Raw genomic sequence first — 25,649 nt, forward strand, 5'->3', positions numbered from 1 at the left:
AAAGCGACTTGAATAGACTACGAGTTGTTCTGACGCATCGTGCAACAGAGCGTTACGAGAAGAGGAAAGAACAGGTAAGACGGCGTAGCGAAACATCGTCCGTAAGCATCATGAAATACTCCTATGAAAAAACAGCAAGAGCCATTAGCTCAGTTGGTAGAGCATCTGACTTTTAATCAGAGGGTCGAAGGTTCGAGTCCTTCATGGCTCATCATTTACTAATAAAATGTATTATACATTTTATACTTGCGGGTGTGGCGGAATTGGCAGACGCGCTAGACTTAGGATCTAGTGTCTTATGACGTGGGGGTTCGACTCCCTTCACCCGCATTTTATAAAGAAAGAATAAGCACAATCCTTGTGGGTTGTGTTTTTTGTATGTCTAAACATCAAAGATTCATAATACATTTTCTGTTGATTTTTACAATTTGAAAAGGAATAAGCGAAAAAGCGTAAAAGGCACATATGAATTTTTTCCTTTATTTCTATGAACCTAGTGTTCTTCATATACAAATTGCTGCTATTTTCCTGTATAGTTTACTATAGTTTGATTGACAATCAGGAGGGCTTTATGAACTTACAATCTGTTATTGCATCAGTTAGTGTTATGGCAATTATTATGATTATAGGGTTTTTGCTTGAACGCAAAACAAAACCAGCTATAGAAGCGAAGCAAATAATTATTCAAATACTTGTAACAATTGCTGTTCCAAGTGTAATATTAAACGCTATTTTTCAAACGGAGATAACTGAACATGTTCTATCACAAATGGGTTTGATTTTTTTTATTCTCATTAATTATTAATTGTCTGGGAATTATTTTAGGACTGATGGTTGCCAAACTATGTGGATTTACTTCACTAAAAGCAAGACAAATTGCTGTCTTAGCGGGATTAGGAAATACAGGCTTTATAGGAATTCCTCTATGTGCAAGTATCTTTGGTCCAATGGGAGGATTGCTGGCTTCCATTTTTGATGCGGGAATGAGCTTTACTGCATTTACAGTTGCTGTCTTACTATTGCAAGAAAAAGTGAAGTTTTCTTTTGCTAATTTGAAGCCTTTAATAAATCCACCTGTAATGGCTATTACGTTTGGGTTGCTTTTTGCTGTTAGTGGGTTGGAAGCCCCTAGTATAGTTAAGCAGGTTTTTTCGACATTAGCTGGAATAGCTGCACCATTGGCGATGCTGTACGTAGGTCTATTAATTCCGTCTATTTTTCAAAAAAATAAAGGAGTTGCGAAATTACAGACAAAAAATGTTGCGCTCCCTATATTTTTAAAGCTTCTCATGATGCCTGTTATTACATTGCTGGTCATGAAAGGGATGCCTATTGAAACGTTTATGAAGGAGTTAATTATCATCCAATCTGCCATGCCGACATTAACACTTGCAACGGTCTTATTTGTGCGATATTCCGATGGTGATCGTTCTGGTTTAATTACGGTGGTGACTTCTACAGCTCTTTCTTTGCTAACGATTCCAGTTGTCGCTTTTCTCATTCAGAAATTCTTATAATAAGCCCGTTTTTTACAATTCGTCAAAAGCATAGTCGGTAAGATTAGAATGTTGTGGTTAGTTTGAATACCTTATAGTAAATAGTAAAAACATGACAGAAAGAAAGGTGAGTACAATCGTTGTTTATCGTAACTGGCTAAACGAAAATAGAGAGGGATTAATAGAAACGTATCAACATTTCCACTCCATTGCAGAAGTTAGTTGGGAAGAAAAGAAAACCACTGAATATGTTTGTCAGCAATTGAAGGAAATGGGAATTCCGTTCCAAACTTTTTCTGACCATACTGGAGTTGTAGCGACATGGACAGGCGATCGTGCTGGACCAGTCGTAGGAATAAGAGCTGATATCGATGCCTTATGGCAAAATGTAGATGGAACTTGGAAAGCGAACCATTCATGTGGGCATGATGCTCACTCAACAATGGTACTTTATGCCATTAAGATGTTAAAAGAAGCTGGGTTTTGTCCTAGAGGTACGATTAAAATGATCTTTCAACCAGCAGAGGAAACCGGTAAAGGGGCTAAAGCATTCATCGAAAAAGGAGTGATCGATGATCTTACTTATTTAGTTGGAATTCATGTTAGACCGATTCAAGAATTGCGTGTTAGACAAGCGTCACCAGCAATTTATCACGGAGCAACAATGGTGTTAAAGGGAACTGTAAAAGGAATACAAGCTCATGCAGCTAGACCTCACCTTGGGATTAATGTACTTGATTCAATTGCAGCTATTATAAGTGCCATTAATTCGATTAAACTAGATCCAACCATTTCAAGTTCAGCTAAAGTGACAATGGTTCAAACTGAAGGGAAAAATATGAATATTATACCTGATGAGGCGTTATTTGGTGTTGATCTACGAGCCGAGACAAACGAAGCTATGGATGTGCTCGTAATAAAGGTAAAGAGGGCGATAGAAGCAGCTGCTAGTATTAATGGTTCTGAGGTGGAACTGGAGACATTAGCTGCTACGGTTGCGGCTGTTCCTAATCGATTTATAGAGGTGATTATTGCTGAGGCGATTGAGGAAGCGCTAGGACGTGATGGGCTAGCTTTACCACTAGTTACTCCAGGTGGAGAGGATTTTCATTTTTATCCAGTGAGTCGACCTCATTTACATGCAACGATGATTGGGCTTGGTGCAAACTTAGAGCCGGGTCTCCATCACCCTAAGATGACGTTTGACTTGTCCGCGTTAGAGGACGGGGTTGTCATTTTAGCGAAATCAATCGAGAAAATTTTTCTGAATAATCAAAAACACAAATGAAAAGAGCGTCATGAAAATGACGCTCTCTTACTAGAAAGGAGAGGAAAATGAACCAGCGTGATGCTTGTCTAGGTGATGCGAGCAAAACAACACCCAGCGACTGCTGATCGAAAAAGCTTGCCTCATTGCTGAGGTTAGTACATCATATGTAAGCATGAGAAGAAAGGAATAAATAAGAGCGGAACTATAGAAAGAACAAACGAAAGTACTAATATATTCGTGTAGGAGGAAAGGCGAACTTGGAACATAGACGAAGACTTCGTGATCTTGGTATCAAGATTGGTAGATTTGAGACAGGTAATTTAAATTCCATTACGGACATTAAAGGTGTCAAAGTAGGTCATAAGACCATTATTGAAGACTTGCATAACGGAAATTTTGTTAGAACAGGTGTAACAGCCATTTTGCCCCACTCCGGAAATTTATTTAAAGAAAAAGTGATCGGTAGTTCGTATGTGATTAATGGATTCGGAAAAACAACAGGTGCGATACAGATTGAGGAATTAGGAGTAATTGAAAGTCCCATTATGCTTACAAACACACTTTCTGTCCCTGCTGTTACAGAGGGAACCATTCGTTATTTATTAGAACAAAATGACGATATTGGTATGGTTACGGGCACTGTAAATGTTGTTGTCGGTGAATGTAATGACGGATACTTAAATGACATCCGGGGGATGCATGTCAGACCTGAACATGCCATAGAAGCCATTATGTCTGCAAGTAAGGATATGGCAGAAGGTTGTGTTGGTGCAGGTACGGGCATGTCTTGTCTTGGTTATAAAGGGGGGATAGGTACGAGCTCGCGAGTGACGACAGTTGATGGGGTAAACTATACCCTTGGTGTTCTTGTTTTAAGTAATTATGGGAAAAAAGAGGATATTCTTATGCCAGAGTCTAATAAACGATTATATATGGAACCTGAAAGAAGCGAACTTCCAGATGGGTCCATTATGATCATCATAGGAACAGATGCGCCTTTTAATGAACGTCAATTGAAGCGAATTTCAAAAAGGGCTCCTTTTGGTCTTTCAAGGACAGGTTCATCTGCTGCACATGGTAGTGGTGATATTGTAATATCCTTTTCAACGGCTCACCGAATAAAGCATTATCCAAGTGGAGCTAGGCAATCCTTCTCGTTTTTTGTTGAGGATGGCCCGGTAATTTCTAATTTTTTCGAAATGGCTGTTGAGGCTGTTGAAGAAGCGATTTGGAATTCATTATGTAGAGCAACAACGATTGTAGGGCAAAACGGACACACGAAAGAGCAGTTTCCATATCATTTATTTGAATAGAAAGGTGGAACAACGATGCGATTTGTAACGTACGAAGTAGAGGGCAAAACTTGTTTTGGGGTGAAACTAGAAGATTCGGTTATCGATGTAGCTAAGCTTTCAAAGGATCATAACGGAGTAGTTCCAGCATTTTTAAAAGACATGAAATCATTTATTCAAGCTGGAAATGAAGCTTTTCAATATGTTACGGAACTGCTAACTCAATTTGAGGTAAATGGAACTGTAGATCCTCGCGTTATAAGAAAGGTAGAAGATGTAAGACTGCTTGCGCCTATTGAGAACCCAGGAAAAGTCGTTTGCGTTGGTAACAATTATATGGACCATTGTCTAGAGCAAAATGTCGATCCTCCTAAACAGCCACTTATTTTCTCGAAGTGGCCATCGTGCATCATTGCAAATGGTGAGGAGATCGAATTACCGGAAGAGTCACAGCAAGTTGACTTTGAAGCGGAACTAGCTGTTGTAATCGGAAAGAAAGGGAAGTTAATTTCTGAAGACGAGGCAGAAGATTACATATTTGGATACACAATATTGAACGATGTAAGTGCAAGGGATGTTCAATTTGGTGATGGTCAGTGGGTGAGAGGGAAATCTTTTGATACATTTGCCCCGCTTGGTCCAGTTCTAGTTAGTAAGGGTGAGATAGCCGATCCACATGATTTGAATATTAAGTTACATGTAAATGGAGAAGTATTGCAAGATTCGAACACTAAACATATGATTTTTTCCATTCCTTATATCATTTCGTATTTATCAAGAGGGTTCACGTTTGAACCAGGCGATATCATTGCAACAGGAACCCCTCATGGAGTAGGAGTGTTTCGTAACCCACAAGTATTCTTAAAAGATAAAGATGTGTGTACGATTAACATTGATCAAGTTGGTACATTGCAAAATATAGTGAAAAAGAAACAAACAGGCAGTGTCGATTAAACGTTTAGAACTCCTCCTTTAATAGAGGATATAGTCAATTGGTTTATCAAGAAAGGAGTACTTTGTTATAAAAAGGGGCGAAAGATGATTTCATCTTTCGCCCCTTTTGAATCGACTGCTTTTCTTGTTGCCTCTTAATTTCTGCATTTTTTCAGCAATGCTTTGCTTTGCGTTTGAGGTTTGTTCATGATCAATATCTATGCTTTTGATCGTATTGCCTTCCATTTTAATTATAAACCATGTGCCTTCAATGCTGGTTAATGGTAATTGAGCAGTGTCAATTACAAATTCTTTTCCCAAGCTCTCTACTAAAATCACAGCTTTATGTTGATCAACTATGCGGTCTAGGACCCCTTTTACCATTTTTATCCTCCAATACATGCTAAATTCTCTGTTTTTATTTCAGCTATTCGAGCTGGACCGATCCCGTTTATTTGCGCTAGATCTGAAATTGTCTCAAATGGGCGCAGTTCAATCAATTGTGAAGCTCGCTCTGTGCCAATATGAGTAATTTTTGCTAACTCAGAAGCGGATGCAAAGTTAATATCAATACAATTGGATTCACTAGTTATGTCTGACTCATTTGGTGAATCAATATTTTCAGTTGGTATTTCTTTACTTTGTTCGGTACTCTTTGTTGTTACATGATAGTGTTGTCCGTCAGTAGAGATGATAATCGTTCCATGAATAAAGGTGGCGTATAAATCGATTTGAGCATCTTCAATTCTTGTTACGACTTCTTCATGAGGGTGTCCATATGAATTGTCTTTTCCTGCGGAGATAATGGCTATCTCTGGATCGACAGCTGCTAAAAACGCTGGAATTGTAGAAGTTTCTGATCCGTGATGACCTAATTGTAACACAGTAGAATTGAGGTGATGACCACGATCAATTATCGCTTGTTCTGTCTGATGCTCTGCATCACCTGTAAATAGAAAAGAAACTTCACCGTACGTTACTAGAAGTGAGAGCGAGCCTTCGTGAATATCTCCAGTTAATTGATCAGGATTCAACACATCAATAACAAGTGATCCAATATCGTACACTTCTCCTGCTCTTGGCTCGTGATAATCGACATCACTTTCTATAATGGCATCAAGCACACTTTCAAAAGTTTGTGACGTTGTTTCATCTCCGGACATCCATACTTCTGATACATCAAATAGTTCAAGAATTTGATCCATTTGCCCAATGTGGTCTGCGTGAGGATGTGTTCCTATTAAAATATCAATATGAGAAATCCTTTCTTTTTGCAGATATGTGACGACATCATTTGAATTCCAATCTCCAGAATCAATTAAAATATGAAAGGGTTGTGTATCATTGGTCAACTCGAGCAGCGTCGAATCTGCTTGGCCAACATTAATATAATGAACGATTAATTCATTAAATTCCTCGTTTGCTAACTTAACTTCTTCATGATTTCTTAAAATGGTCTCCGAATCTGAACTGGTGAGCGTTTGTTCCGTTGATTGCTGGGTTCCACAACCTGTGACTAGTATTATAAAGAATAAAAATAGGATGATTGATCCTTTATTAAACATAGATAGCCTCCTGTGATGACTGAATTTTTGCCTAAACAAGTATATCGAATATCCCATTGATATGCACTAGTTCATTTTCGGTGATTTTTTCTAAAATAATAATTATCATGTATAATGATAGCTAAATAAATAGTTAGGAGAACTTATCTAATGATTGATTTACGTAGTGATACAGTAACAAAGCCAACAGAAGCTATGAGAAAAGCAATGTATAATGCAGAGGTTGGTGATGATGTTTACAAGGAAGACCCAACGATTAGTAAATTAGAAAAACTAGCAGCAGAGTTGTTAGGGAAAGAGAATGCTTTGTTTGTCACAAGTGGGACTCAAGGAAATCAAATTGCGGTCCTGACCCATTGTGTTTCTGGCAATGAAGTGTTATTAGAAAAAGATTCTCACATTTTTTATTATGAAGGTGGGGCTATTTCCGCGTTTACAGGAGTTCAAACAAGAACGATTTCTGGTGTAAAAGGGGCCATGAATCCAGATGATGTTCAAGCCGCTATTCGTGGGGAGGATATTCACGAGCCAGAAACAGGTTTAATTTGTTTGGAAAATACACATAATCGTGCAGGTGGAGCGATTATACCCGTAGAGAATATGCAGGCTATTTTTGAAGTAGCAACAAATGCTCATATTCCGATTCATTTAGATGGAGCACGACTTTTTAATGCGGCTGTAGCAGAGGGGAAGTCAGTAAAAGAATTTACACAGTATACAGATACCGTTCAAATTTGTTTATCAAAGGGACTAGGGGCGCCAGTTGGCTCGATTATTGCAGGGTCCAATGAATTTATTACAAAAGCAAGAAAGTGGAGAAAACGCTTAGGAGGAGGTCTCCGTCAAGCAGGCGTATTAGCTGCGCCAGGGATTATAGCTTTAACTGAAATGGTGGATCGATTGGCAATTGACCATGAGAATGCAATGTATTTGGCTGAAGGTGTAAATAATATTTCAGGGCTTTCAGTTATAAACGCTGTTGATACAAATATCGTGTTAGTGGATACGACAGATAAAGGAATTCCTTCTAACATGTATGTGGAAAAGTTGAAGGAGGCAGGGATATTAGCTGTTTCATTTGGACCGACAACAGTTAGGCTGACAACTCACTTTGATATAAATAGAGAGCAAGTTAATGAAGCATTGACAGCTATACAAAGAATTTAGGTGCATGTCATAAGGCGCTAAAAAGGGAGTTCTACAAGGTCATTGAAAAAGTCCGCTCTAGTAAAATCGATGAAGCAGCAATGGCTCCACGCGTTGCGCGCCTACTACGAGAAAGCCACTCGTAGTAGGCTTAAAACACAGAAACGGTTCCGCTCATTGCTTAAAGACCAGTGAAAAAGGTACTTTTTTTACTGGTCTTAGATTTGCTTGGCGATTTCCTTTTTCAACGTTTTATTGGCAACCATTCGATGAAGGTGGTTGTCCTGCTTCAACGTGAAAACGGAGTTCGTTCTGAGTAAATAATGATCTGCCACGAATTTGTCCATCTTTATCGAGTTTTTCCTTATTCATTAAGATTTTTCTTTGATTCCAATTGATTTCCGTAATCCAAGAGGTGGAAAGCGCAGCAACTTGCTTAGAAAGGAGATCGCCTATTTCAATTTCAACTAAATCAATCGTCCATTTCTGATCGTTTATGATAAGATCAGACACCACTCCAAGCTTATCGTTCATTGCATAGGCATCAAATTCTCTCAAAGACTTTACACTTTGTAATCTGACCATTTGTTCTTCATTCTTGCCATAGTCATGAATCACTGAACTCATTTTAATTCCTGTTATTGGCGTACCGCTAAGATCCCCTCCATTGATAAAAGAAGTGGTACTGTCTAGCCCCTCTTTTTTCCTATCGTAATCAATAACTGATTTTTCCTTCTGTCCGAAAGAGATTGGTGATTGTATCGTTCGTTTGGGGCTGTTTGTCATTTGCTCTTTCGTAACATTTAAAGCAATGATTTTCTCCTCAATATTTATGTTTTTAATAGTAGCTGGACTTATCAGTGTTTTGCCGCCGATAAACCATGTTCTCGTATCTACAACGATATAGCGAAGTGAGAAAAGGCTTGGGTCGAATGTAAGATCATCAATGGTTGCTTTGGCGCCCTCTTTTGTAACAACTGAAAATGAAGTGAGATGATTAAACTTGTGATACATTGAAATCTCCCCTTTTAAGAAGTTGTTTACTTATTCCCAGCGGAGAAAATAGTTAAACACAAAAAATAATTTAATGTATGTAAAAGGCCTTTAAAAAATACATATATTTATAACTCATAAACAGAGAGGCGGGAGTTAATATGTATAGGAACTTATCGCATGCCGCAACATCGTCTGGCCAGGAAAGAAACGATCACCATAAACTAAAGGTTATTGGGGAAGGGAGTATTTCAGCAGCTCCAGACAGGGTTCAAATTCTATTAGGTGTAATCACAGAAGATGTGACAGTGCAAAGTGCTCAACAAGAAAATACTGCTACTATTTCTGCTGTAATTGAAGCGGTAACAGACTTAGGGGTTCCACAAGAAAGTATTCAAACTTCGACTTATCGAGTTGATCCTCAGTATGATTATATTGAAGGGGAACAAATTTTTCGAGGCTACCGTGTCGCACACTTATTACAAATTACACTAGACCAAGTTGAACAGACAGGAGCTGTTATTGATGCGGCTGTACAACAAGGAGCAAATACAGTCCCTTCCATTAGCTTTACTTTCAGGAATCCTTCTGCTTTTTATCAAGAGGCGCTCGTTGAAGCAATAGAAAGTGCTAATCAAAAAGCGATAGTAATGAGCAACACAATGGGAGTATCGCTCAATCCCATTCCCTTACGAGTGACTGAGATTAATCAGGACGCGGCTATGCCTTATCCTACCGTCTTATCGGCCAAAGCTGCAGCAACACCAATACAAGAAGGGGAGCTTTCAGTTAAAGCAGCGGTTGAGGTGGAATATAGAGGCCGCTAAAAAAGTCCTTTTAGAAGAGTCGAGGGAAGCAGCAATGGCTCCACACGTTGCCGCCTGCTACGAGAAACATGAGCCTCCTAAAGTCGGCTGCCGGTGCAAAGCAAGTTTGCACCTATGAAACCCACTCATAGCAGGCTTAAAACAAAGCAACGGTTCCGCTCATTGCTTAAAGGCCACTGAAAAAGGTGCAACTTTCACCTTTTTCAGTGGCCTTGGAATATACGTATTCTTCTTAATTGATCCTATGTCGGTGGTATTGCAGAAACAAAGTAACAAAAAAGCATTCTACAATTATTTCGATGAATGCTTTTTTTGTTTGTTCTTAGAAGATCTTCTCGAAAAAGCATATGAGAATATGACGTATAAAAACGAGTTTCTTCTAGTTTTGTCATGTGCTTGATTGCGCGGTTCATTTCATAGTAGTCTTTTCATAAACTGATATGTTAAAGGGAGATGACTTACTATGCATCGAATTCTTATTTCCATCTTAGGTGTAATCGTAGTAGGGGTAAGTTTATATTACATAGCTTTTAATAATGAATATGAAGGGACAACTTCAGAACTCAATGCAGAAGAGCTTCGTAATGACGAGGAAGGCGAAAACAGTGTGGAATCTACGAATGCAGAAGTTTTGAATAATGAAGAAGGAGATCTTGATGTATGGAAGCCAGTAGCTTACCAGGAAAATCAAGAACAAACGGTTAAAGAAATGATAGCGAAACAACACCATTTTTTGAATAATTTGGCTGGTTGGGGTAATGCAGAAACGCTTGACTATCAAGAATTAAAGGATGATCCACAATGGCTGCAACTTAAAGAAGACATTGAGTGGTTACAAGAAAGTGGCTTTAGTGAATCAGAGGTCTTAACCGATATGAATAATGCCAAAGAATTTATGAATGTAGCAAGCTCTGGAGACACTAAATCATTGCTTTACCTCCATCGTATATTTCATGATCTAGATGCAGAAATCAATGATCAAGAGGTGGATAAAATTTGGAATGTTACACATGCTTTTGGTAATCCATCGGAACAAGATCAGTTACTCTCTTATTTAACAGATGAGACTAATGATTAACTGTTGGATTTGTTAATCTATTTTCTTCCTCTGCTAGAATCTTATCCTTAAATCGTATATGCTAGATTTATAGATTAAAAGCAGGTAGGGGTTTGTATGAGAGAAAGAATAGTGTTTAAGTTCTTCGGTGCTCGATTAATAAAAACAGGAATAGCTGTGTTTCTAACAGCAAAGATTTGCTACTTATTTAATTTACCTGTGGCGTTTGCAGTTATTATTGCGATTGCAACAATTGAACCGACAGCTTCTGATTCAATTAGAAAAGGAATGATTCGTTTTCCAGCTGCATTAATCGGGGCGGGACTTGCGATGACTTTTACTTATTGGTTTGGGCAAACTCCATTAACATTTACACTTGCAGCGGTTTTAACCATCTATGTTTGTATTAAATGTAAATTAGAAGCAGGAGCCTTAATTGCTACAATTACAGCAGTTGCGATGATACCTATTACATATGATCATTACTTTTTAACCTTTGTTGAAAGAGTCGGCACAACAACGATAGGGTTGATTATCTCGACGCTTGTGAATCTTTTTATATTACCAGCAAAATTCTCCACTGAAATAAAAGAACGAAATGATCGATTATATAAAGAGACGGCAAATCTTTTAAAAAAGAGAATTGATGAATTAATTAATGAAAAGAAATCAGTTTCTAAGGAATGTCAAAAAGAATATCAACGTATTACAAGTGAGTTATCAAGATCTTTTCAACTATGCCGTTTTCAACGAGAAGAATGGAAGTATCATCGTCATACATGGAGAGAGTTAAGAACCTTTATCTATGAAACGAAAAAATTGGATGGATTACAGCAAATACATTATCATTTGGGGCATATCATCTCTGTCCATATTAATGGAAATATGTTTACAAATTCTGATAAGGATCTATTAAGACAGTCTGTTCATTCAACGGTTCAATTTTTAGAATCATCGGGTGCCAAGCTATCCTCAGAACATGTTGAGAAAATTAGGGAGCTTGATCAGCAGTTTTGGCATACAAATGAAGGTAATCATCCAGCCGCAAAAAAATATCATCATCACTTTGCGCCAGAGACAATCATTTTATTTGTCATTCTTTCTATTCATGATGTACTTGAAGAAATTGAGCGACTTTCTAGACATAAAATATAAATCAATAGGGCATTTGATTTCCATTGATGAATTTAAATAACAGTATGATAGCATAATATAATAATTTGAAGGAAAATTAAATGGTTTCAATGATATGGAGGATACGTAGTGATAAGTTTACAATTTTATAAAGGAAAACATTTTTGGAAGTCGCCGTCAGAATACAAACCGGGTGAAGCAGTAACCGATACACAAGTTTCTGAAATTGAACAGATGCTAGGTGTTCGTTTACCAAAGAAATATGTGGAGTTGATGCAAGAGCAAAATGGTGGAGAGTTAGCCTACCGCTACGTGCTCTTTGATGACGGTGATGCTGCGGTTGTTCCATATTTTCATGAGCTAGAAGTAGATCGAGGTGTCGGATTATCTCCCATCTTTGTTGAGGAATGCGGTTTGCCTGAGCACCTTGTTTTATTAACAGGTGACTTTCATTCATGGGTCGCTCTAGACTACCGAAATGAACGTTCTGTCCCTAGAGTTGTGTATGTTGCAGAAGATGAATCTGGCAATGGGTTGTGGCAAGAATATTTGCTGGCGGAGACTTTTGATCAGTTTGTAGAACGTCTATTTCTAAAGTAAATTAGATGAAAAGACAAGAATCATCTTTTCACATATGGAAAGGATGATTTTTGTTATATTTTTTGTTTAGGTTATAGAATCAATTTTATGACAGGAGGCCTAAAAGTGAGTAAGAAAAAAATTACTGTGATAGGCAGTATTAATATGGACTTAGTAACAATAACTAACCTTCGTCCACAAGTTGGAGAGACCGTATTAGGTACGTCCTTTTCGGCCATTCCTGGTGGGAAAGGGGCGAATCAAGCTGTTGCAGCAGCACGACTCGGTGCAGGTGTAACTCTAATTGGCTGTGTTGGAGCGGATGCGTTTGGACAGGAATTAAGAAGTCATTTAATGAACGAAGGGGTTTCTTTTTGTGAGGTAAAGAATGAAACAAAAAAACATACAGGGATCGCGTCTATTACGATAAGCGATCACGACAATAGTATTATCGTTGTTCCCGGTGCAAATGAAGAAGTAACTCCTACAGGGATTGAGCCATTTAACGAAACCATTGCAGCAAGTGACATCATTTTGTTACAACTAGAAATCCCGATACACACAATTGAATATGTGATAAAAATAGCAAGTCTGTATAATGTTCCTGTCATAGTAAACCCAGCTCCGTTTCAGCCGTTATCGATGGATACTTTGGAGAAAGTAACGTATATTACACCAAACGAGCATGAAGAAAAAATGTTAAATGAGATCGTGAATATGAAAGAGAAGGTTGTTGTAACAAAAGGGAGTAAAGGCGTATCTATTTGGGATAATGATCAAACTATGAATATCGCCAGCTACAAAGTGGATGTTGTTGATACAACGGGTGCCGGAGATGCGTTTAACGGAGCGTTAGCTGTGGCCTTAGCCGAAGAATCCTCATTAAAGGATGCTTGTCGATTTGCAACGGCTGTAGGAGCATTGGCTGTAACGAAGCTTGGAGCTCAGTCTGGAATGCCAACAAGAGAAGAAGTTGAAACGTTTCTTGGGACATATGAAAAAGGACAAGAAACGCTAACGTAATAAAAAGGGAGGGTCTCAAAAGGTTAAAGACAGACCTTTTGAGACCCTCCCCTCATTTTTCGGTTCTTACAAGGTGAGTAACTGTTTAATATCCTCAACACTCATTGATTGTAACGTTTCTTCGCCTGGTTGAATAATCGAGTCAACTAGGGCTTTCTTTTTCTCGTGCATGGTGAGGATTTTTTCCTCGATCGTTCCATTGGCAATTAACTTAATAACTTGAACATTTTTCGTTTGACCATACCGATACACTCGGTCAGCCGCTTGTTCTTCTATCGCTGGGTTCCACCAAGTATCGTAAAGGATGACCGTATCACCTCCAATTAAGTTAAGGCCTGTGCCGCCTGCTTTTAATGAGATTAAGAATAACGATTTCTCACCATTGTTAAATCGTTCGGCCATTTCAACACGAGCTTTAGGTGGAGTTTGACCATCAATGTAATGATACGTCCAACCTTTCTCATCAAAGGATTTTCTTATTAAACTAAGCATGGATGTGAACTGAGAAAAGATGACCATTTTTTGCTCTGACTGTAAACCTTCCTCTACATATTCAAGTAAGCGTTCCATTTTTCCTGATTGATACGTTGCATGCGGATCAATCAGGTTTGGATGGCAGCAAATTTGACGCAAACGTGTTAAGCCTGCAAGAATTTCTATTCGCTTTTGTTGAAATTCATTGCTTTTAATAGCAGCATCGACATCATTTGTTAATTGTTTCACTTGTGCAACATACATTTTCTTTTGGTCAGGACTTAAATCAGTATATTGAACGGATTCAACTTTATCTGGCAGTTCAGATAAGACATCTCGTTTTAGTCTCCGCATAATAAATGGGCGTACACGTTTTGAAATCGTCTCATTGGAAAGCTCTTTAAATTGTTTTTTGTCCCAAGCATCCCAGGTAAAATGCTATGAAAAATCGAATATAGCTCATCTTGATGATTCTCAATCGGTGTCCCACTTAATGCGAAACAACAATTCGATTGAAGTGTACGGACAGCTTTAGTTGTCTTCGTTGCATCGTTTTTTATTGCTTGAGCTTCATCTAAAATAATTGCAGAAAAAATACGAGATTCGTAAAGATCGTAATCACGCTGAATTAATGGATATGATGTTATAAAAACATCAAAGTCTTTTGCTGTTAGTTCTTTTCTAGCTTGTTTTGTTCCTGCGATAACCGCAACGTTTAATGTTGGGGCAAACTTAGTTAATTCTTTTTCCCAATTGTAAATTAAACTAGCTGGAGCAATAATTAACGCTTGGAAATTTGGACGTTCTTCTTTTTCTCCTTGAATATAGGCGATGGTTTGAACCGTTTTTCCTAAACCCATGTCATCTGCTAAAATCCCTCCAAGTCCAATTAGAGAGAGGGTACGAAGCCAGCGGTACCCGTTCATCTGATAGTCGCGCAACTCTGCTTGCAGCTTAGAAGGAGTAGGCCAATCGCTAAATTCAGGTGATTGAATATCAGATAGCAGTTGGTGAAGCTGTTTTGATATCCGTGTTTGTCCATTTTGGGTATCTAATTCAAAAGCCTTATGCAAAGGAATGGTCATTTCTGTTTGTACCTTATGCTTTGGAGAAGCAACCGTATTAATCACTTGTCTGACAGAATCGAAACGACTGTGATTTAGTTGAAGGTAGGATCCAGAAGATAACTTGTAATATTTTGCATTTGTTTGTAAGGCTCGGAGTACATCGATAATGTCTTCTTCTGCAATCCCGTCCATCGAAAATGTTACATCAAGCCAGTTCGTCTCATTATTTACATCAAGCTGGACAGATGGTGTAGAACTTGGAGTAGCAATCACACTCCGAACGGCAGAGGTTGTATAGACCTCGATTTCTTTTTGCAAAAGAGGGAGTTGTTCAAATAGAAAGGGAACGATCGTTTCCCAATTAGTCAAAGTAAGTTGTCCATCAAGTAGATGGAAATCTGTTTCTTTTAATGTAGCTAAGATTGATTCTTCTTTTTGAATGTCTCGAGTAATAATTTTTCCATTTGTTGGAGTTGACTCTTCAAATGGATTACGTGCATGTTCCCCGTACTCAAACGAAACTTTTCCTGTGAGCGTTCCATCATCTAAGTCGAGATAAAATTTAGCCGTAAGAGGTTTTGTTTCAATGGCATCATATAGTTCTTCGGACAATTGAACGGTCCCGATCGTTCTAAGAGTGGGAAGGACGTAGGAACAAAATGCCTCTAGTTGCTCTCTTGGAATAACATCAATTGTGCCAGTATCGTCAGCTTGTTCAGCGATAATGTGTAAATGTTTTGCTTGATCTTCGCTTAGCTGATAGATGGTATTTCCATGAATCAGTGTACGGAACTCTACATCAACAAAGTCAAATTCGTAGGCATTATCACTAATTAATTGAACGGGTGCATCATCCTCACCAGCCTCTAATTTAAAAGTAAGAACTTGATTATTTTCGAGTGGCTTAATTTTAATCTGTTCCGATTGAAGTGTACCGTCAATTGTTAATACAACCGGTTTGTCTGCTAGTTGCTCAAGAAATGAAGGTAAACTAACGGCAGGAATCTCATATGAACGCATTTGACTCGTTCGATAATGATAATCATCTTTGTTAGCAGCGATAATTTCTAAATGAGTGTATACCTGTTTCAAAAGGCTTGCATCACTTTCATCAATATAGTGACAACTAGGATCGTATGAAAAATTAGCTGTAAATGTATAGGGCTCAGATTTCATAAAAGATTGTAAGAATTCTTCAATGTTTTTAACAACATACAGACGCTTTGTCCCCACTTTAAGCCTAAGTTCAACTCGATCTAGTAATGAACGGAAAGAAACATGAGAGAATAAGAGCTCAAATTCGATTTGCATGTGCTCCTTTTCAATGGTATTTTGCTTTTGCTTCTTCGTGAAAACGTCTTGAAATTGTTCGAGCATTTTACTGCGTAGTTGGTGCGGTTGTGTGGCAGGGAAGGGGCTGAATGACTCTTTCTCTTCTTGCCATTCTTTTATAGCATATAACATTGCAACGATATGCTTGCACGCACCTGGATATGTTCTTGATGCTTCACAATCACAAGAATAATGAATGGATTCAGGTCCTTTGAATGTAATCTCACATTCGTACAATAACGATCCATCAATAAATGCATAAAACGTATTGGTGGCTGGTTCAAAATCAAGGTTAGCCACACGTTCCAATCGGAAATAGTTGATTCCTCTATTAAAGGTAGATTGATTAGTCGCTATTGACAATATATAGGTAGCAGTGAGCCACGGATAAGTCATGAAAGAAGTGCCTCCTCTAAAAACAATATATCTATCATAACATGTTATAAGAAAACGGACGATTAGTTAGAACGTACGCCGGTAAAATACTAGGATAAACCGATCGATTAGTCAAAAAACTTGTAAGCTAGTTTATTTGACTAAGTGAAAATTCTTGATTTATCAAAAATTAAGTGGTACGATCCTTTTATTAAAGGCACTTTTTTCTAATGATTTAAAAAAACATTGGAATTGTAATAAAGTGTGACTTTTCTATTAGATTCATAATTGAATAAGTTTCTTCGGGGCTGGGTGAAAATCCCGACCGGCGGTGATGAAGCAATGCTTCTTAGTCCGTGACCCGACTCTTAGCATTAGAGGCGGTGGACCTGGTGAAAATCCGGGACCGACAGTGAAAGTCTGGATGGGAGAAGGAACGAATCGGTGTAGTAAGGTTTCTTTCGTATGTCTTTTTTGAATTAGCCTTACAGTTAAGGGGAGTAGTCTATCCTTTTTTAACACCGAATAACGTTGACCTACTAGGTATACGTTTATTTCGTAATCACTTTAACATATTAGTCCTGAGGCGTATTTACTCAGGGCTTTTTTCGTATTTATTAGTAATGTGAGGGATTAGCATGAATGATGTTTACTATATGAACCTTGCACTTGATCTTGCAAGGAGCACAAAAGGGCAAACGTCCCCGAATCCAATGGTTGGATCTGTTGTTGTGAAAGAAGGTGCAATTGTTGGTGTTGGTGCCCATTTAAAAGCTGGAGAGGGTCATGCCGAAGTTCAAGCACTTACGATGGCAGGGGAAAAAGCGAAAGGTGCAACGATCTATGTTACGTTAGAGCCGTGCAGTCATTTTGGGAGAACACCTCCATGTGCAGATCTCATTATTGAAAAGGGCTGTAAACGAGTTGTTGTTGCAACGAAAGACTCAAATCCCGAAGTATCTGGGCGAGGGATCGCAAAATTAAAAGAGGCAGGGCTTGAGGTCGAGGTTGGCGTTTGTCAAGAAGAAGCAAACGAGTTAAATGAAGTGTTTTTTCATTTTATGAAAAATCAAGTCCCGTATGTCACTCTCAAATCCGCTACGACTTTTGATGGTAAAACAGCAACAGTTGCCGGAAAAAGCAAATGGATTACAGGTCCAGATGCAAGAGAAGATGTTCATCGCTCCCGCCATCAGCACGATGCAATCCTTGTTGGGATTAATACGGTGTTAGCTGATAATCCGTCGTTAACAACACGTCTGCCAAATGGCGGAAAAAATCCAATTCGAATTGTTCTAGATCGGTCATTACGCATTCCTACTGATACTAAGCTTGTTCAAGACCAAGAGGCCCCGACTTGGGTATTAACAACAGAACAAGCATCCATAAAAAAGCAATTGGAACTTGAGCAGTTAGGAGTAAGTGTTTTTCGTTTAGAAGATGATTCGATTGAAGCAGCTTTAGCGCTCCTTGGTACAAAAGGTGTAACATCATTGTATGTTGAAGGCGGTGCTGAGGTGAATGGAAGCTTTTTGAAAGCTCGAGCCGTTAATCAAATGATTATGTACTTAGCTCCCAAGTTGTTTGGTGGCAAAGAGGCACAAACGGCAATCGGTGGTGCTGGATTTCATGAAGTAGAAGAAGCACTTGAATTAGAAGTTAAAGAAGTGACAACGATAGGAACAGATATAAAAATCGTCTCACGTGTGAAAGGAAGTGAGTAAATGTTTACAGGTATTATTGAGGAAGTAGGAGAAATTCAAGAAATGCGTTCAAGCGGCGAATCAATGGTTATGAAGATTCAGGCGAATCGTATTTTGAATGACGTGAATCTTGGGGACAGCATTTCTGTTAATGGTGTTTGCTTAACCGTCACATCCTATACATCTACTCATTTTACGGTTGATGTTATGCCGGAGACGGTTAGGGCAACTAGTTTGCGAGGACTTGGCCGTGGTTCCCATGTGAATTTAGAACGTGCGATGAGTGCAAAAGGTCGTTTTGGAGGACATTTTGTTTCTGGTCACGTTGACGGAACAGGCACTATATTGGCGAAAACTCCAGAACAAAATGCAGTTTATTATCGCATTGGTGTAACAGAAAAGTTACGTCATTATATGATTGAAAAAGGATCCGTTGCAGTTGATGGCACGAGTTTAACGATTTTTGCTGTGGATGATCAAAGTTTTACGATCTCGATAATTCCTCATACGATTGAGGAAACGATCATTGGGACAAAAGGGGTCGGAGATATCGTCAATATCGAATCTGATATGGTTGGGAAATACATTGAACAATTTATTTCAAGGCGATTTGAATCATCGAAAAAGCAAGGTTCTTCTTTAACAGAAAGTTTTCTTTCTGAACACGGATATAAATAAAAGGATTGGATGGTGAGACGAATGGGTGAAAAAAAAGGAGAAGAAAAATTATTTGATCCAATTGAAGAAGCGATTTATGAGCTGATGCAAGGTCGTTGTGTTATCGTATGTGATGACGAAGACCGTGAAAATGAAGGAGACTTTGTGGCAATAGCAGAAAAAACGACGCCTGAAGTGATCAATTTTATGGTTACACATGGACGTGGGCTTGTATGTACACCGATTACAGAAGAGCGTGCTAAACAACTTGATCTTGTTTCAATGGTTGATCATAATACGGATCCTCACGGGACAGCTTTTACTGTTAGTATTGACCATTATACAAACACAACGGGGATATCAGCGAAAGAGCGGGCAGATACAGTTAGAGCACTTGTTGACGATCAGGCAAAAAAACATCATTTTAAACGCCCGGGTCATACGTTCCCGCTCGTAGCGAAAAATGGAGGAGTCCTACGTCGTGCGGGTCATACGGAAGCTGCGATTGATTTAGCTCGTCTTTCAGGTGCGAAACCAGCAGGAGTTATTTGTGAAATTATGAATGAAGATGGTACGATGGCACGTGTACCTGAGTTAAGAAAAATTGCTGATGAGCATGACTTAAAGATGATCACGATTAAAGATTTAATCAAATATCGTCACCGTAAAGATAAGCTTGTTAAACGCGAAGTGGAAATTAAGTTACCTACTGATTTTGGTGACTTCCGCGCCATCGGATTTTCTGATATTATCGATGGGAAGGAAAGTGTGGCTCTAGTAAAAGGTGAAATTATTGAAGGAGAGCCAACGCTTGTTCGTGTCCATTCTGAATGCTTAACAGGGGATGTGTTTGGCTCGCATCGTTGTGATTGCGGACCACAATTGCATGCGGCATTAGCTCAAATTGAACAAGAAGGCCGTGGGATTCTTCTGTACATGCGCCAAGAAGGTCGAGGAATTGGTTTGATGAATAAGCTTAAGGCTTACCAATTACAGGAAGAAGGCTATGATACCGTCGAAGCTAATGAGAAGCTTGGTTTCCCAGCTGATTTACGCGATTATGGAATTGGAGCCCAAATCTTGCGCGATCTGGGTGTGAGACAAATGCGCTTATTAACGAATAATCCACGTAAAATTACTGGCTTAAAAGGATATGAGCTTGAAGTGGTTGAGCGAGTTGCACTTCAATTGCCACATAACAAAGACAATGAGAAATATTTAAAGACAAAATCAGAAAAACTAGGGCATATGCTTCATTTTTAATAGGACAAACAAGGCTGAGATAGACCTTGTTTGTTACATACAAAAAAACATAAACGTAAATCATTGAGGAGGAAAAGGAAATGGGACAAGTATTTGAAGGGCATTTAGTTGGAACAGGGTTGAAAGTAGGTATCGTCGTTGGACGTTTCAATGAATTTATTACAAGTAAATTATTAGGTGGTGCACAAGATGCCTTAAAACGTCATGGCGTTAACGAGGCTGATGTGGATGTAGCTTGGGTACCTGGTGCATTTGAAATTCCTTTTGCAGCTAAGAAAATGCTTGACACAGGCAAATACGATGCTGTTATCACGTTAGGAACGGTTATTCGCGGTGCGACACCACATTTTGATTATGTATGTAGCGAAGTGGCAAAGGGCGTTGGTTCGCTTGCTCTTTCAACAGGCAAACCAGTTATTTTTGGAGTTTTAACCACTGATACAATTGAGCAAGCTGTAGAGCGTGCCGGAACGAAGGCTGGGAATAAAGGCTGGGATGCGGCAACGGCTGCGATTGAAATGGCGAATTTAGGCAGAAGTTTCGAGTAGTTAAGATAGAGGTAATCTTAAAAGAATGCGAATCTATGTTTCCTCCCAACACATAAAGGAACAAGATTCGATGTGCTTTTCTAGATTGCCTCTTTTTTCTTTTACACAATTTTCATTTCTCTTGTTTATTTCTGGTAAGAAAATTGATAAAATGAATGATGGTTGTACATACCCTTCTAAAGGGATAAGGTTTTAAGGAATTATACTTTACAAAAAAAGGAGTTAAAAAAATGGATAAAGTTTTAATTTTTGGACACAAAAGCCCAGATACAGATACGATTACTTCAGCAATTGTTTACGCTGATCTTAAGAACAAATTAGGGGTAAATGCAGAGCCTGTTCGCCTAGGTGAAATTAATGGTGAGACACAATATGCATTAGATCATTTTGGAGTAGAAGTTCCTCGTTTAGTAGAGACCGTAGCAAATGAGGTAGAAAATGTTATTTTAGTGGACCATAACGAACGTCAACAAAGTGCAACGGACATAGATTCAGTACGTGTTCTTGAGGTAATTGACCATCACCGTATTGCAAATTTCGAAACAAGTGACCCATTATACTACCGTGCAGAGCCTGTTGGATGTACGGCTACTATCTTAAATAAGCTATATAAGGAACACGGTGTGACAATTGAGAAAAATATTGCTGGCTTAATGGTATCAGCTATTATTTCAGACTCATTGCTGTTTAAATCACCTACATGCACGGATCAAGATATTGCTGCAGCTCGTGAATTAGCTGAAATTGCTGAGGTAGACTTAGATAGTTATGGACTTGAAATGCTTAAAGCAGGTGCTGATGTGAGCAGTAAATCTGTTGCTGAACTTATTTCTTTAGATGCGAAAGAATTTACAATGGGAGCAAATAAATTAGAAATCGCTCAAGTAAATGTGGTAGATACAAATGATGTTTTCAATCGCAAAGCAGAGGTTGAAGAAGCATTAAACGCTGTCATTGAAGAAAAAGGTTTAGATCTTTTCTTGTTAGTTGTGACGAATATATTAGAAAACGACTCGAAAATTTTAGCATTAGGTAAATTAACAGCTTCAGTAGAAAAAGCGTATGATGTTACATTAGAAGACAATACGGCAGTTCTAAAAGGTGTCGTATCTCGTAAGAAGCAAATTGTCCCTGGATTGGATACGGTTTTAGCGAAGTAATCTCGATATAAATCTAGAATAAAACAGGAGTAACTAATAAGTGCACACCTAGTCCAATACGCATGATCATGTGTATGAGACGATGGCCTTTTTAGTTGCTCTTTTTGATTTTTCATTAATTAATTCGTCAGGTGGCCAAGCTAGTAAAGTAAATATGGTTCACTAACCATTTTCATGTTAGTTGCATATAGTAAAAATAGAACGTAGAAATTTGAAAAAAATAAAACGAAATCTGCTTAATTGTGGTAAAATATTGTTGGTGAAAGCGCATACGATAACAACTCATCACCTGAGTTAGAATGTGAGAGGTCTATTATGCTCATACCTTATAAAACTACGAATCAAAAAATTGCTATGGGGCTTCTTTCTTTTATGCCTAAGGAGAAAGATGTTAGAAAACTAACAAAAACAATGGAACGTTATGAAAATGATCCTGATTGGAAACTGTATTTGTGGAAGGAAGATGACTTTGTTGGTGTTCTAGGTATATCAGTCGAGGATAAAGAGGCATTTTTGCAACACCTTTGTGTAAATCCTTCGCACCGAAGGGAAGGAATTGGAAAAACAATGCTTCAGGAGTTGATGAAAATCCTTCCTTGCGATTTGAAACCAACAAAAGACACCAAAAGTTTTTTGGTCGCATGTGTGGAAGAAGAGAAAAGCGTGTAAGCGTTTTTCTCTTCTTTTTGGTGAACCTTATTTAGGATTTTGTTTATTTCTTAATGCTAGTTTACGGGTTCTCTCTAAAATAATATCAGACCGATCTCGTCGTGTATGTTTATGAATAATATCCTCATGAATATCGTGGTGGAATTTCCAATTTACCCCCAATTGCTCACAGCGCTTTTGACAGGCTTGGAAGACCTCTTCTTTCTCAACTGGCAAATCAATATCGACAAAAGTATGGTTAGAAGTGGCTGCTATTTTCTTTTGAGCTAATAGTCTTTTTTCTAATTCTGAGCCATTTATGCCGAGTTTCGATAAAGCATCTTTGTTTTTCTTTAGAATGTTTATGGCTTTGTCATACATTCGACTTGCACCATTTATGTTGCCTCTACGGTGATGATAAAGGCCAACGGCAACTTGTATGAGTCCAACCCAGTGGGATGAACGATTTTTAGGGTCATGTTCCTTCCAATATTCTTCTAATACTTCATGGCATTCAAAATAATCTCTCTCAACGTGAAAATATATAAGGTAGTCTAAGTAAGCGGTAGGGTACATTAAATAACTCCTTCTACGTCATATGTTTGTGTATAGTCTAACATAAATGTGAAAATGATCCTCATTAATTAAATGAGATCAAGTTATAGATTTTCTTTCTATAACAGAAGCTATGTTCCACGCATCTGTAAAGTATGATATAATCTCCACTAGCAATAATTATATTAAGCTAGTGGTGGTTGGATGAATCCTTATAGTGTGAAGCTTGATACATTCGAGGGTCCTCTTGATCTACTTTTGCACTTAATTAATCAAGCAGAAGTTGATATATACGATATTCCTGTTGCCGTTATAACGGATCAGTATTTAGCTTACATTCGTGCTATGCAGGATCTTGAATTAGATATTGCTAGTGAGTATTTAGTAATGGCTGCTACGTTGCTTGCAATCAAAAGCAAGATGCTTCTCCCGAAACAAGAGGAGGAGCTTTTTGATGATGAGTGGCAACTAGAAGAGGAAGAGGATCCACGAGATGAGTTAATGTTTCGATTGATTGAATATAAGAAATACAAAGAAGCAGCATCAGAATTAAAAGAGAAAGAACAAGAGCGAAGTCTTGTACATACACGTCCTCCTGAAGATTTAGAGCCGTATATTTCAGAAGAAGAGCGGCGTGACATTGCGATATCAGGTGTTTCTTTATTTGATATGTTAAGTGCATATCAAAAGCTTATGAAGCGAAAAGAATTAAAAGCACCCCGTATGACGACAGTCAAGAGTCAAGAATATTCGATTGAAGATCGAATGCAGGAGATAGTAAAAGAATTAAGGTCACGATTTAATGGATTTTGTTGCTTTAATGATTTGTTTCCTATCCCTGAACGGAGCCATATAGTTGTAAGTTTTCTTGCCATTTTAGAATTAATGAAGACAAAAACGATTCGTTGTGAGCAATCCGGGAATTTTTCAGACATCATGATTTACAGCATAGAGGAGGGGTTTCGTAAGTGAAGATTCAAGAACTTCATGGAACCATTGAAGGGTTATTATTTGTAGTTGGCGATGAAGGAATGACAGTAGAAGATGTTGCAACGATTCTGGAAATGGACGTTCACACGATCCAAGAAGCCATTGTTTCCCTCCAAATGTTATATAAAGAACAGGAACGCGGATTACAAATTGTTGAAATGGCCGGGGCGTTTAGGCTAACAACGAGACCAGAACATGCACCGTACTTCAAAAAGCTAGCGGCTTCTCCTCTTCATTCGAGTTTATCACAGGCAGCACTTGAAACGTTAGCCATTGTAGCATACAGACAGCCAATTACGCGAATGGATATTGATGAAATTAGAGGAGTGAAGTCAGATCGGGCGATTCATACGCTTTCCTCAAAATTGTTAATAAAAGAAGTAGATCGTGCTCCCGGACCTGGAAGACCAATATTATATGGGACAACCAAATTTTTCTTAGATCATTTTGGGCTAAAAAGTTTGGATGAATTGCCACCTTTACCTGAGAATATTGATGAGAATTCACTGGAGGATGAGGCTGATTTATTTTTTAGGAAATTTGAAGAAACGTTGGAGTAGAGGTTGTGAATATATTTTTTTCGTAAACAAACACACAGAGACCGCCTCTTAACATAGTATAGAACGTTACTGCTATGTTAAGAGGAGGAATGAAGTGTGAATGCACATGAACAAGCGATTTATGACTGGGCCAAAGAGGTCAAAAACATCTGGAATCAATATGGTTCCGAAGTAGAAGCTCGTGTAGGATATGATAAGATTAAACCGTTTATGAACTCATTGATAACGTTACTTAATAAATGTGAATATCCAAACGAACAACGAGGACATGGTGATGAGATGAGTTTTGACAGCTTAGCTAATGACGTTTATAAAAGGTGGGAGGAATTAGTACCTACACGTGCAGAAACATCACCAGTAACACTAGACCCTGTACCAATTGGAGGTCATAAATTGCCACCCTTACCGTATGCTTACAACGCATTGGAGCCATATATTTCAGAGGAAATTATGCGTCTTCATCATCAAAAGCATCACCAAAGCTATGTAGATGGCCTGAATAAAGCTGAAAGGGAAATGCAAAAAGCTCGAAAGAAAAGTGATTATGATTTGATTAAACATTGGGAGCGAGAAGCAGCTTTTAATGGGGCTGGACATTATCTTCATACGATTTTCTGGAAGGTTATGAGTCCTCGTGGCGGCAGTAGACCAAGTGGGGAATTAGCTCAACAAATCAACCGTGACTTTGGTAGTTTTAATAAAATGAAGGAGCACTTTTCAAATGCAGCAGAAAAAGTCGAGGCAGTTGGCTGGGCCCTTTTAGTCTATTCACCGAGAACACACCGATTAGAGATTCTTCAAGCTGAGAAACATCAAAATCTGAGCCAACAAGATATCATTCCATTACTTGTTCTAGATGTATGGGAACATGCCTATTACTTACAATATAAAAATGAACGAAAGCCCTATATAAATAATTGGTGGAATGTCGTAAATTGGCCAGAAGTGGAAAAGCGTTATCTTGAGGCACGCCAATTAAAGTGGGAAACTTATAAATAGTGC

At 38.4% G+C, this 25,649-nt stretch carries 26 protein-coding genes, 2 tRNA genes and 1 riboswitch; of the genes, 22 read left to right on the forward strand and 6 right to left on the reverse strand.

Features of this window, described 5'->3' with window-relative positions; genetic code table 11:
- The first annotated feature begins 138 nt into the window (after window positions 1-138).
- The 7 genes from LQ50_RS17430 (at window position 139) to LQ50_RS17455 (ending at window position 5,012) form a co-directional block, all read left to right on the forward strand.
- Window positions 139-211 (forward strand) — tRNA-Lys (locus tag LQ50_RS17430).
- A 37-nt stretch (window positions 212-248) separates the two neighbouring features.
- A tRNA-Leu gene (locus tag LQ50_RS17435) sits at window positions 249-330 on the forward strand.
- Window positions 331-571: 241 nt separating this feature from the next.
- Window positions 572-805 (forward strand): hypothetical protein, encoded by a 234-nt coding sequence (locus LQ50_RS25025; protein ID WP_052144831.1) that lies wholly within the window; start codon window positions 572-574, stop codon window positions 803-805.
- A 25-nt stretch (window positions 806-830) separates the two neighbouring features.
- Complete coding sequence (locus LQ50_RS17440; RefSeq protein WP_052144832.1) at window positions 831-1,517, forward strand: AEC family transporter; 687 nt, start codon at window positions 831-833, stop codon at window positions 1,515-1,517.
- A gap of 91 nt (window positions 1,518-1,608) precedes the next feature.
- On the forward strand, window positions 1,609-2,784 hold the full coding sequence (locus LQ50_RS17445; RefSeq protein ID WP_052144833.1) for a M20 peptidase aminoacylase family protein: 1,176 nt from the start codon (window positions 1,609-1,611) through the stop codon (window positions 2,782-2,784).
- A gap of 239 nt (window positions 2,785-3,023) precedes the next feature.
- Window positions 3,024-4,079 (forward strand): DmpA family aminopeptidase, encoded by a 1,056-nt coding sequence (locus LQ50_RS17450; RefSeq protein WP_034631717.1) that lies wholly within the window; start codon window positions 3,024-3,026, stop codon window positions 4,077-4,079.
- 15 nt (window positions 4,080-4,094) lie between these two features.
- Entirely contained in the window at window positions 4,095-5,012 is a 918-nt protein-coding gene (locus tag LQ50_RS17455) for a fumarylacetoacetate hydrolase family protein (RefSeq protein ID WP_034631718.1), read from the forward strand.
- Window positions 5,013-5,102: 90 nt separating this feature from the next.
- On the opposite strand, the gene LQ50_RS17460 is transcribed toward LQ50_RS17455, so the two are convergent.
- Both LQ50_RS17460 and LQ50_RS17465 read right to left on the reverse strand, forming a co-directional pair.
- A complete protein-coding gene (locus LQ50_RS17460; RefSeq protein ID WP_034631719.1) occupies window positions 5,103-5,375 on the reverse strand; it encodes a DUF3006 domain-containing protein in 273 nt (90 codons plus the stop codon).
- 2 nt (window positions 5,376-5,377) lie between these two features.
- Window positions 5,378-6,556 (reverse strand): MBL fold metallo-hydrolase, encoded by a 1,179-nt coding sequence (locus LQ50_RS17465; protein ID WP_034631721.1) that lies wholly within the window; start codon window positions 6,554-6,556, stop codon window positions 5,378-5,380.
- A 150-nt stretch (window positions 6,557-6,706) separates the two neighbouring features.
- On the opposite strand from LQ50_RS17465, the gene ltaE reads away from it, so the two are divergent.
- Window positions 6,707-7,723 (forward strand): low-specificity L-threonine aldolase, encoded by a 1,017-nt coding sequence (gene ltaE / locus LQ50_RS17470; RefSeq protein ID WP_034631722.1) that lies wholly within the window; start codon window positions 6,707-6,709, stop codon window positions 7,721-7,723.
- Between the two features lie 231 nt (window positions 7,724-7,954).
- Here the strand turns inward: ltaE and LQ50_RS17475 are convergent, their stop codons facing one another.
- Window positions 7,955-8,716, reverse strand: a complete 762-nt coding sequence (locus tag LQ50_RS17475; RefSeq protein ID WP_034631723.1) for a PRC-barrel domain-containing protein — start codon at window positions 8,714-8,716, stop codon at window positions 7,955-7,957.
- Window positions 8,717-8,856: 140 nt separating this feature from the next.
- Here LQ50_RS17475 and LQ50_RS17480 point away from each other — a divergent pair, with 140 nt between their 5' ends.
- The 5 genes from LQ50_RS17480 (at window position 8,857) to rbsK (ending at window position 13,315) form a co-directional block, all read left to right on the forward strand.
- A complete protein-coding gene (locus LQ50_RS17480) occupies window positions 8,857-9,522 on the forward strand; it encodes an SIMPL domain-containing protein (RefSeq protein WP_034631725.1) in 666 nt (221 codons plus the stop codon).
- A 463-nt stretch (window positions 9,523-9,985) separates the two neighbouring features.
- Window positions 9,986-10,600 carry a hypothetical protein gene (locus LQ50_RS17485; RefSeq protein WP_034631726.1) on the forward strand — a complete coding sequence of 205 codons (615 nt, stop codon included), beginning with the start codon at window positions 9,986-9,988 and terminating at the stop codon, window positions 10,598-10,600.
- 96 nt (window positions 10,601-10,696) lie between these two features.
- A complete protein-coding gene (locus LQ50_RS17490; protein WP_034631728.1) occupies window positions 10,697-11,734 on the forward strand; it encodes an FUSC family protein in 1,038 nt (345 codons plus the stop codon).
- Between the two features lie 108 nt (window positions 11,735-11,842).
- On the forward strand, window positions 11,843-12,313 hold the full coding sequence (locus tag LQ50_RS17495) for an SMI1/KNR4 family protein (protein WP_034631729.1): 471 nt from the start codon (window positions 11,843-11,845) through the stop codon (window positions 12,311-12,313).
- Window positions 12,314-12,418: 105 nt separating this feature from the next.
- On the forward strand, window positions 12,419-13,315 hold the full coding sequence (rbsK, locus tag LQ50_RS17500; protein ID WP_034631730.1) for a ribokinase: 897 nt from the start codon (window positions 12,419-12,421) through the stop codon (window positions 13,313-13,315).
- A 66-nt stretch (window positions 13,316-13,381) separates the two neighbouring features.
- Here rbsK and LQ50_RS26310 read toward each other — a convergent pair whose 3' ends face one another.
- Both LQ50_RS26310 and LQ50_RS17510 read right to left on the reverse strand, forming a co-directional pair.
- On the reverse strand, window positions 13,382-14,143 hold the full coding sequence (locus LQ50_RS26310; protein WP_034631731.1) for a DEAD/DEAH box helicase: 762 nt from the start codon (window positions 14,141-14,143) through the stop codon (window positions 13,382-13,384).
- Window positions 14,131-16,584, reverse strand: coding sequence for an SNF2 helicase associated domain-containing protein (locus tag LQ50_RS17510; protein ID WP_034631732.1), 2,454 nt, complete (start codon window positions 16,582-16,584; stop codon window positions 14,131-14,133). Before LQ50_RS17510 ends, LQ50_RS26310 begins: the two co-directional genes overlap by 13 nt.
- 273 nt (window positions 16,585-16,857) lie before the next feature.
- A riboswitch (FMN riboswitch) is annotated at window positions 16,858-17,003 on the forward strand.
- Between the two features lie 198 nt (window positions 17,004-17,201).
- Between LQ50_RS17510 and ribD the strand changes: the two genes are divergently transcribed.
- The 6 genes from ribD (at window position 17,202) to LQ50_RS17540 (ending at window position 22,563) form a co-directional block, all read left to right on the forward strand.
- Window positions 17,202-18,287, forward strand: coding sequence for a bifunctional diaminohydroxyphosphoribosylaminopyrimidine deaminase/5-amino-6-(5-phosphoribosylamino)uracil reductase RibD (gene ribD / locus LQ50_RS17515; RefSeq protein WP_034631734.1), 1,086 nt, complete (start codon window positions 17,202-17,204; stop codon window positions 18,285-18,287).
- Window positions 18,288-18,944 (forward strand): riboflavin synthase, encoded by a 657-nt coding sequence (ribE, locus tag LQ50_RS17520; protein ID WP_034631735.1) that lies wholly within the window; start codon window positions 18,288-18,290, stop codon window positions 18,942-18,944. It abuts the gene before it with no gap.
- Between the two features lie 21 nt (window positions 18,945-18,965).
- Complete coding sequence (locus tag LQ50_RS17525; RefSeq protein ID WP_034631737.1) at window positions 18,966-20,186, forward strand: bifunctional 3,4-dihydroxy-2-butanone-4-phosphate synthase/GTP cyclohydrolase II; 1,221 nt, start codon at window positions 18,966-18,968, stop codon at window positions 20,184-20,186.
- 80 nt (window positions 20,187-20,266) lie between these two features.
- Window positions 20,267-20,734, forward strand: coding sequence for a 6,7-dimethyl-8-ribityllumazine synthase (gene ribH / locus LQ50_RS17530; RefSeq protein WP_034631739.1), 468 nt, complete (start codon window positions 20,267-20,269; stop codon window positions 20,732-20,734).
- A gap of 230 nt (window positions 20,735-20,964) precedes the next feature.
- Window positions 20,965-21,894 (forward strand): manganese-dependent inorganic pyrophosphatase, encoded by a 930-nt coding sequence (locus tag LQ50_RS17535; RefSeq protein ID WP_034631741.1) that lies wholly within the window; start codon window positions 20,965-20,967, stop codon window positions 21,892-21,894.
- A 315-nt stretch (window positions 21,895-22,209) separates the two neighbouring features.
- Complete coding sequence (locus tag LQ50_RS17540) at window positions 22,210-22,563, forward strand: GNAT family N-acetyltransferase (RefSeq protein WP_034631743.1); 354 nt, start codon at window positions 22,210-22,212, stop codon at window positions 22,561-22,563.
- A 27-nt stretch (window positions 22,564-22,590) separates the two neighbouring features.
- On the opposite strand, the gene LQ50_RS17545 is transcribed toward LQ50_RS17540, so the two are convergent.
- On the reverse strand, window positions 22,591-23,118 hold the full coding sequence (locus LQ50_RS17545) for a DUF309 domain-containing protein (RefSeq protein ID WP_034631745.1): 528 nt from the start codon (window positions 23,116-23,118) through the stop codon (window positions 22,591-22,593).
- Window positions 23,119-23,301: 183 nt separating this feature from the next.
- Here LQ50_RS17545 and LQ50_RS17550 point away from each other — a divergent pair, with 183 nt between their 5' ends.
- From LQ50_RS17550 to LQ50_RS17560, 3 genes are all read left to right on the forward strand, one after another.
- On the forward strand, window positions 23,302-24,069 hold the full coding sequence (locus tag LQ50_RS17550; RefSeq protein ID WP_034631747.1) for a segregation/condensation protein A: 768 nt from the start codon (window positions 23,302-23,304) through the stop codon (window positions 24,067-24,069).
- Window positions 24,066-24,647, forward strand: coding sequence for an SMC-Scp complex subunit ScpB (scpB, locus tag LQ50_RS17555; RefSeq protein WP_034631749.1), 582 nt, complete (start codon window positions 24,066-24,068; stop codon window positions 24,645-24,647). The genes LQ50_RS17550 and scpB overlap by 4 nt, the downstream gene beginning before the upstream one ends.
- Window positions 24,648-24,743: 96 nt before the next feature.
- Window positions 24,744-25,646: a superoxide dismutase gene (locus LQ50_RS17560; protein WP_034631750.1), complete on the forward strand. Its 903-nt coding sequence runs from the start codon at window positions 24,744-24,746 to the stop codon at window positions 25,644-25,646.
- The last annotated feature ends 3 nt before the right edge of the window (window positions 25,647-25,649 follow it).

This window comes from Halalkalibacter okhensis (assembly GCF_000787375.1).
GTDB classification, from domain to species: Bacteria; Bacillota; Bacilli; order Bacillales; family Bacillaceae_D; genus Halalkalibacter; species Halalkalibacter okhensis.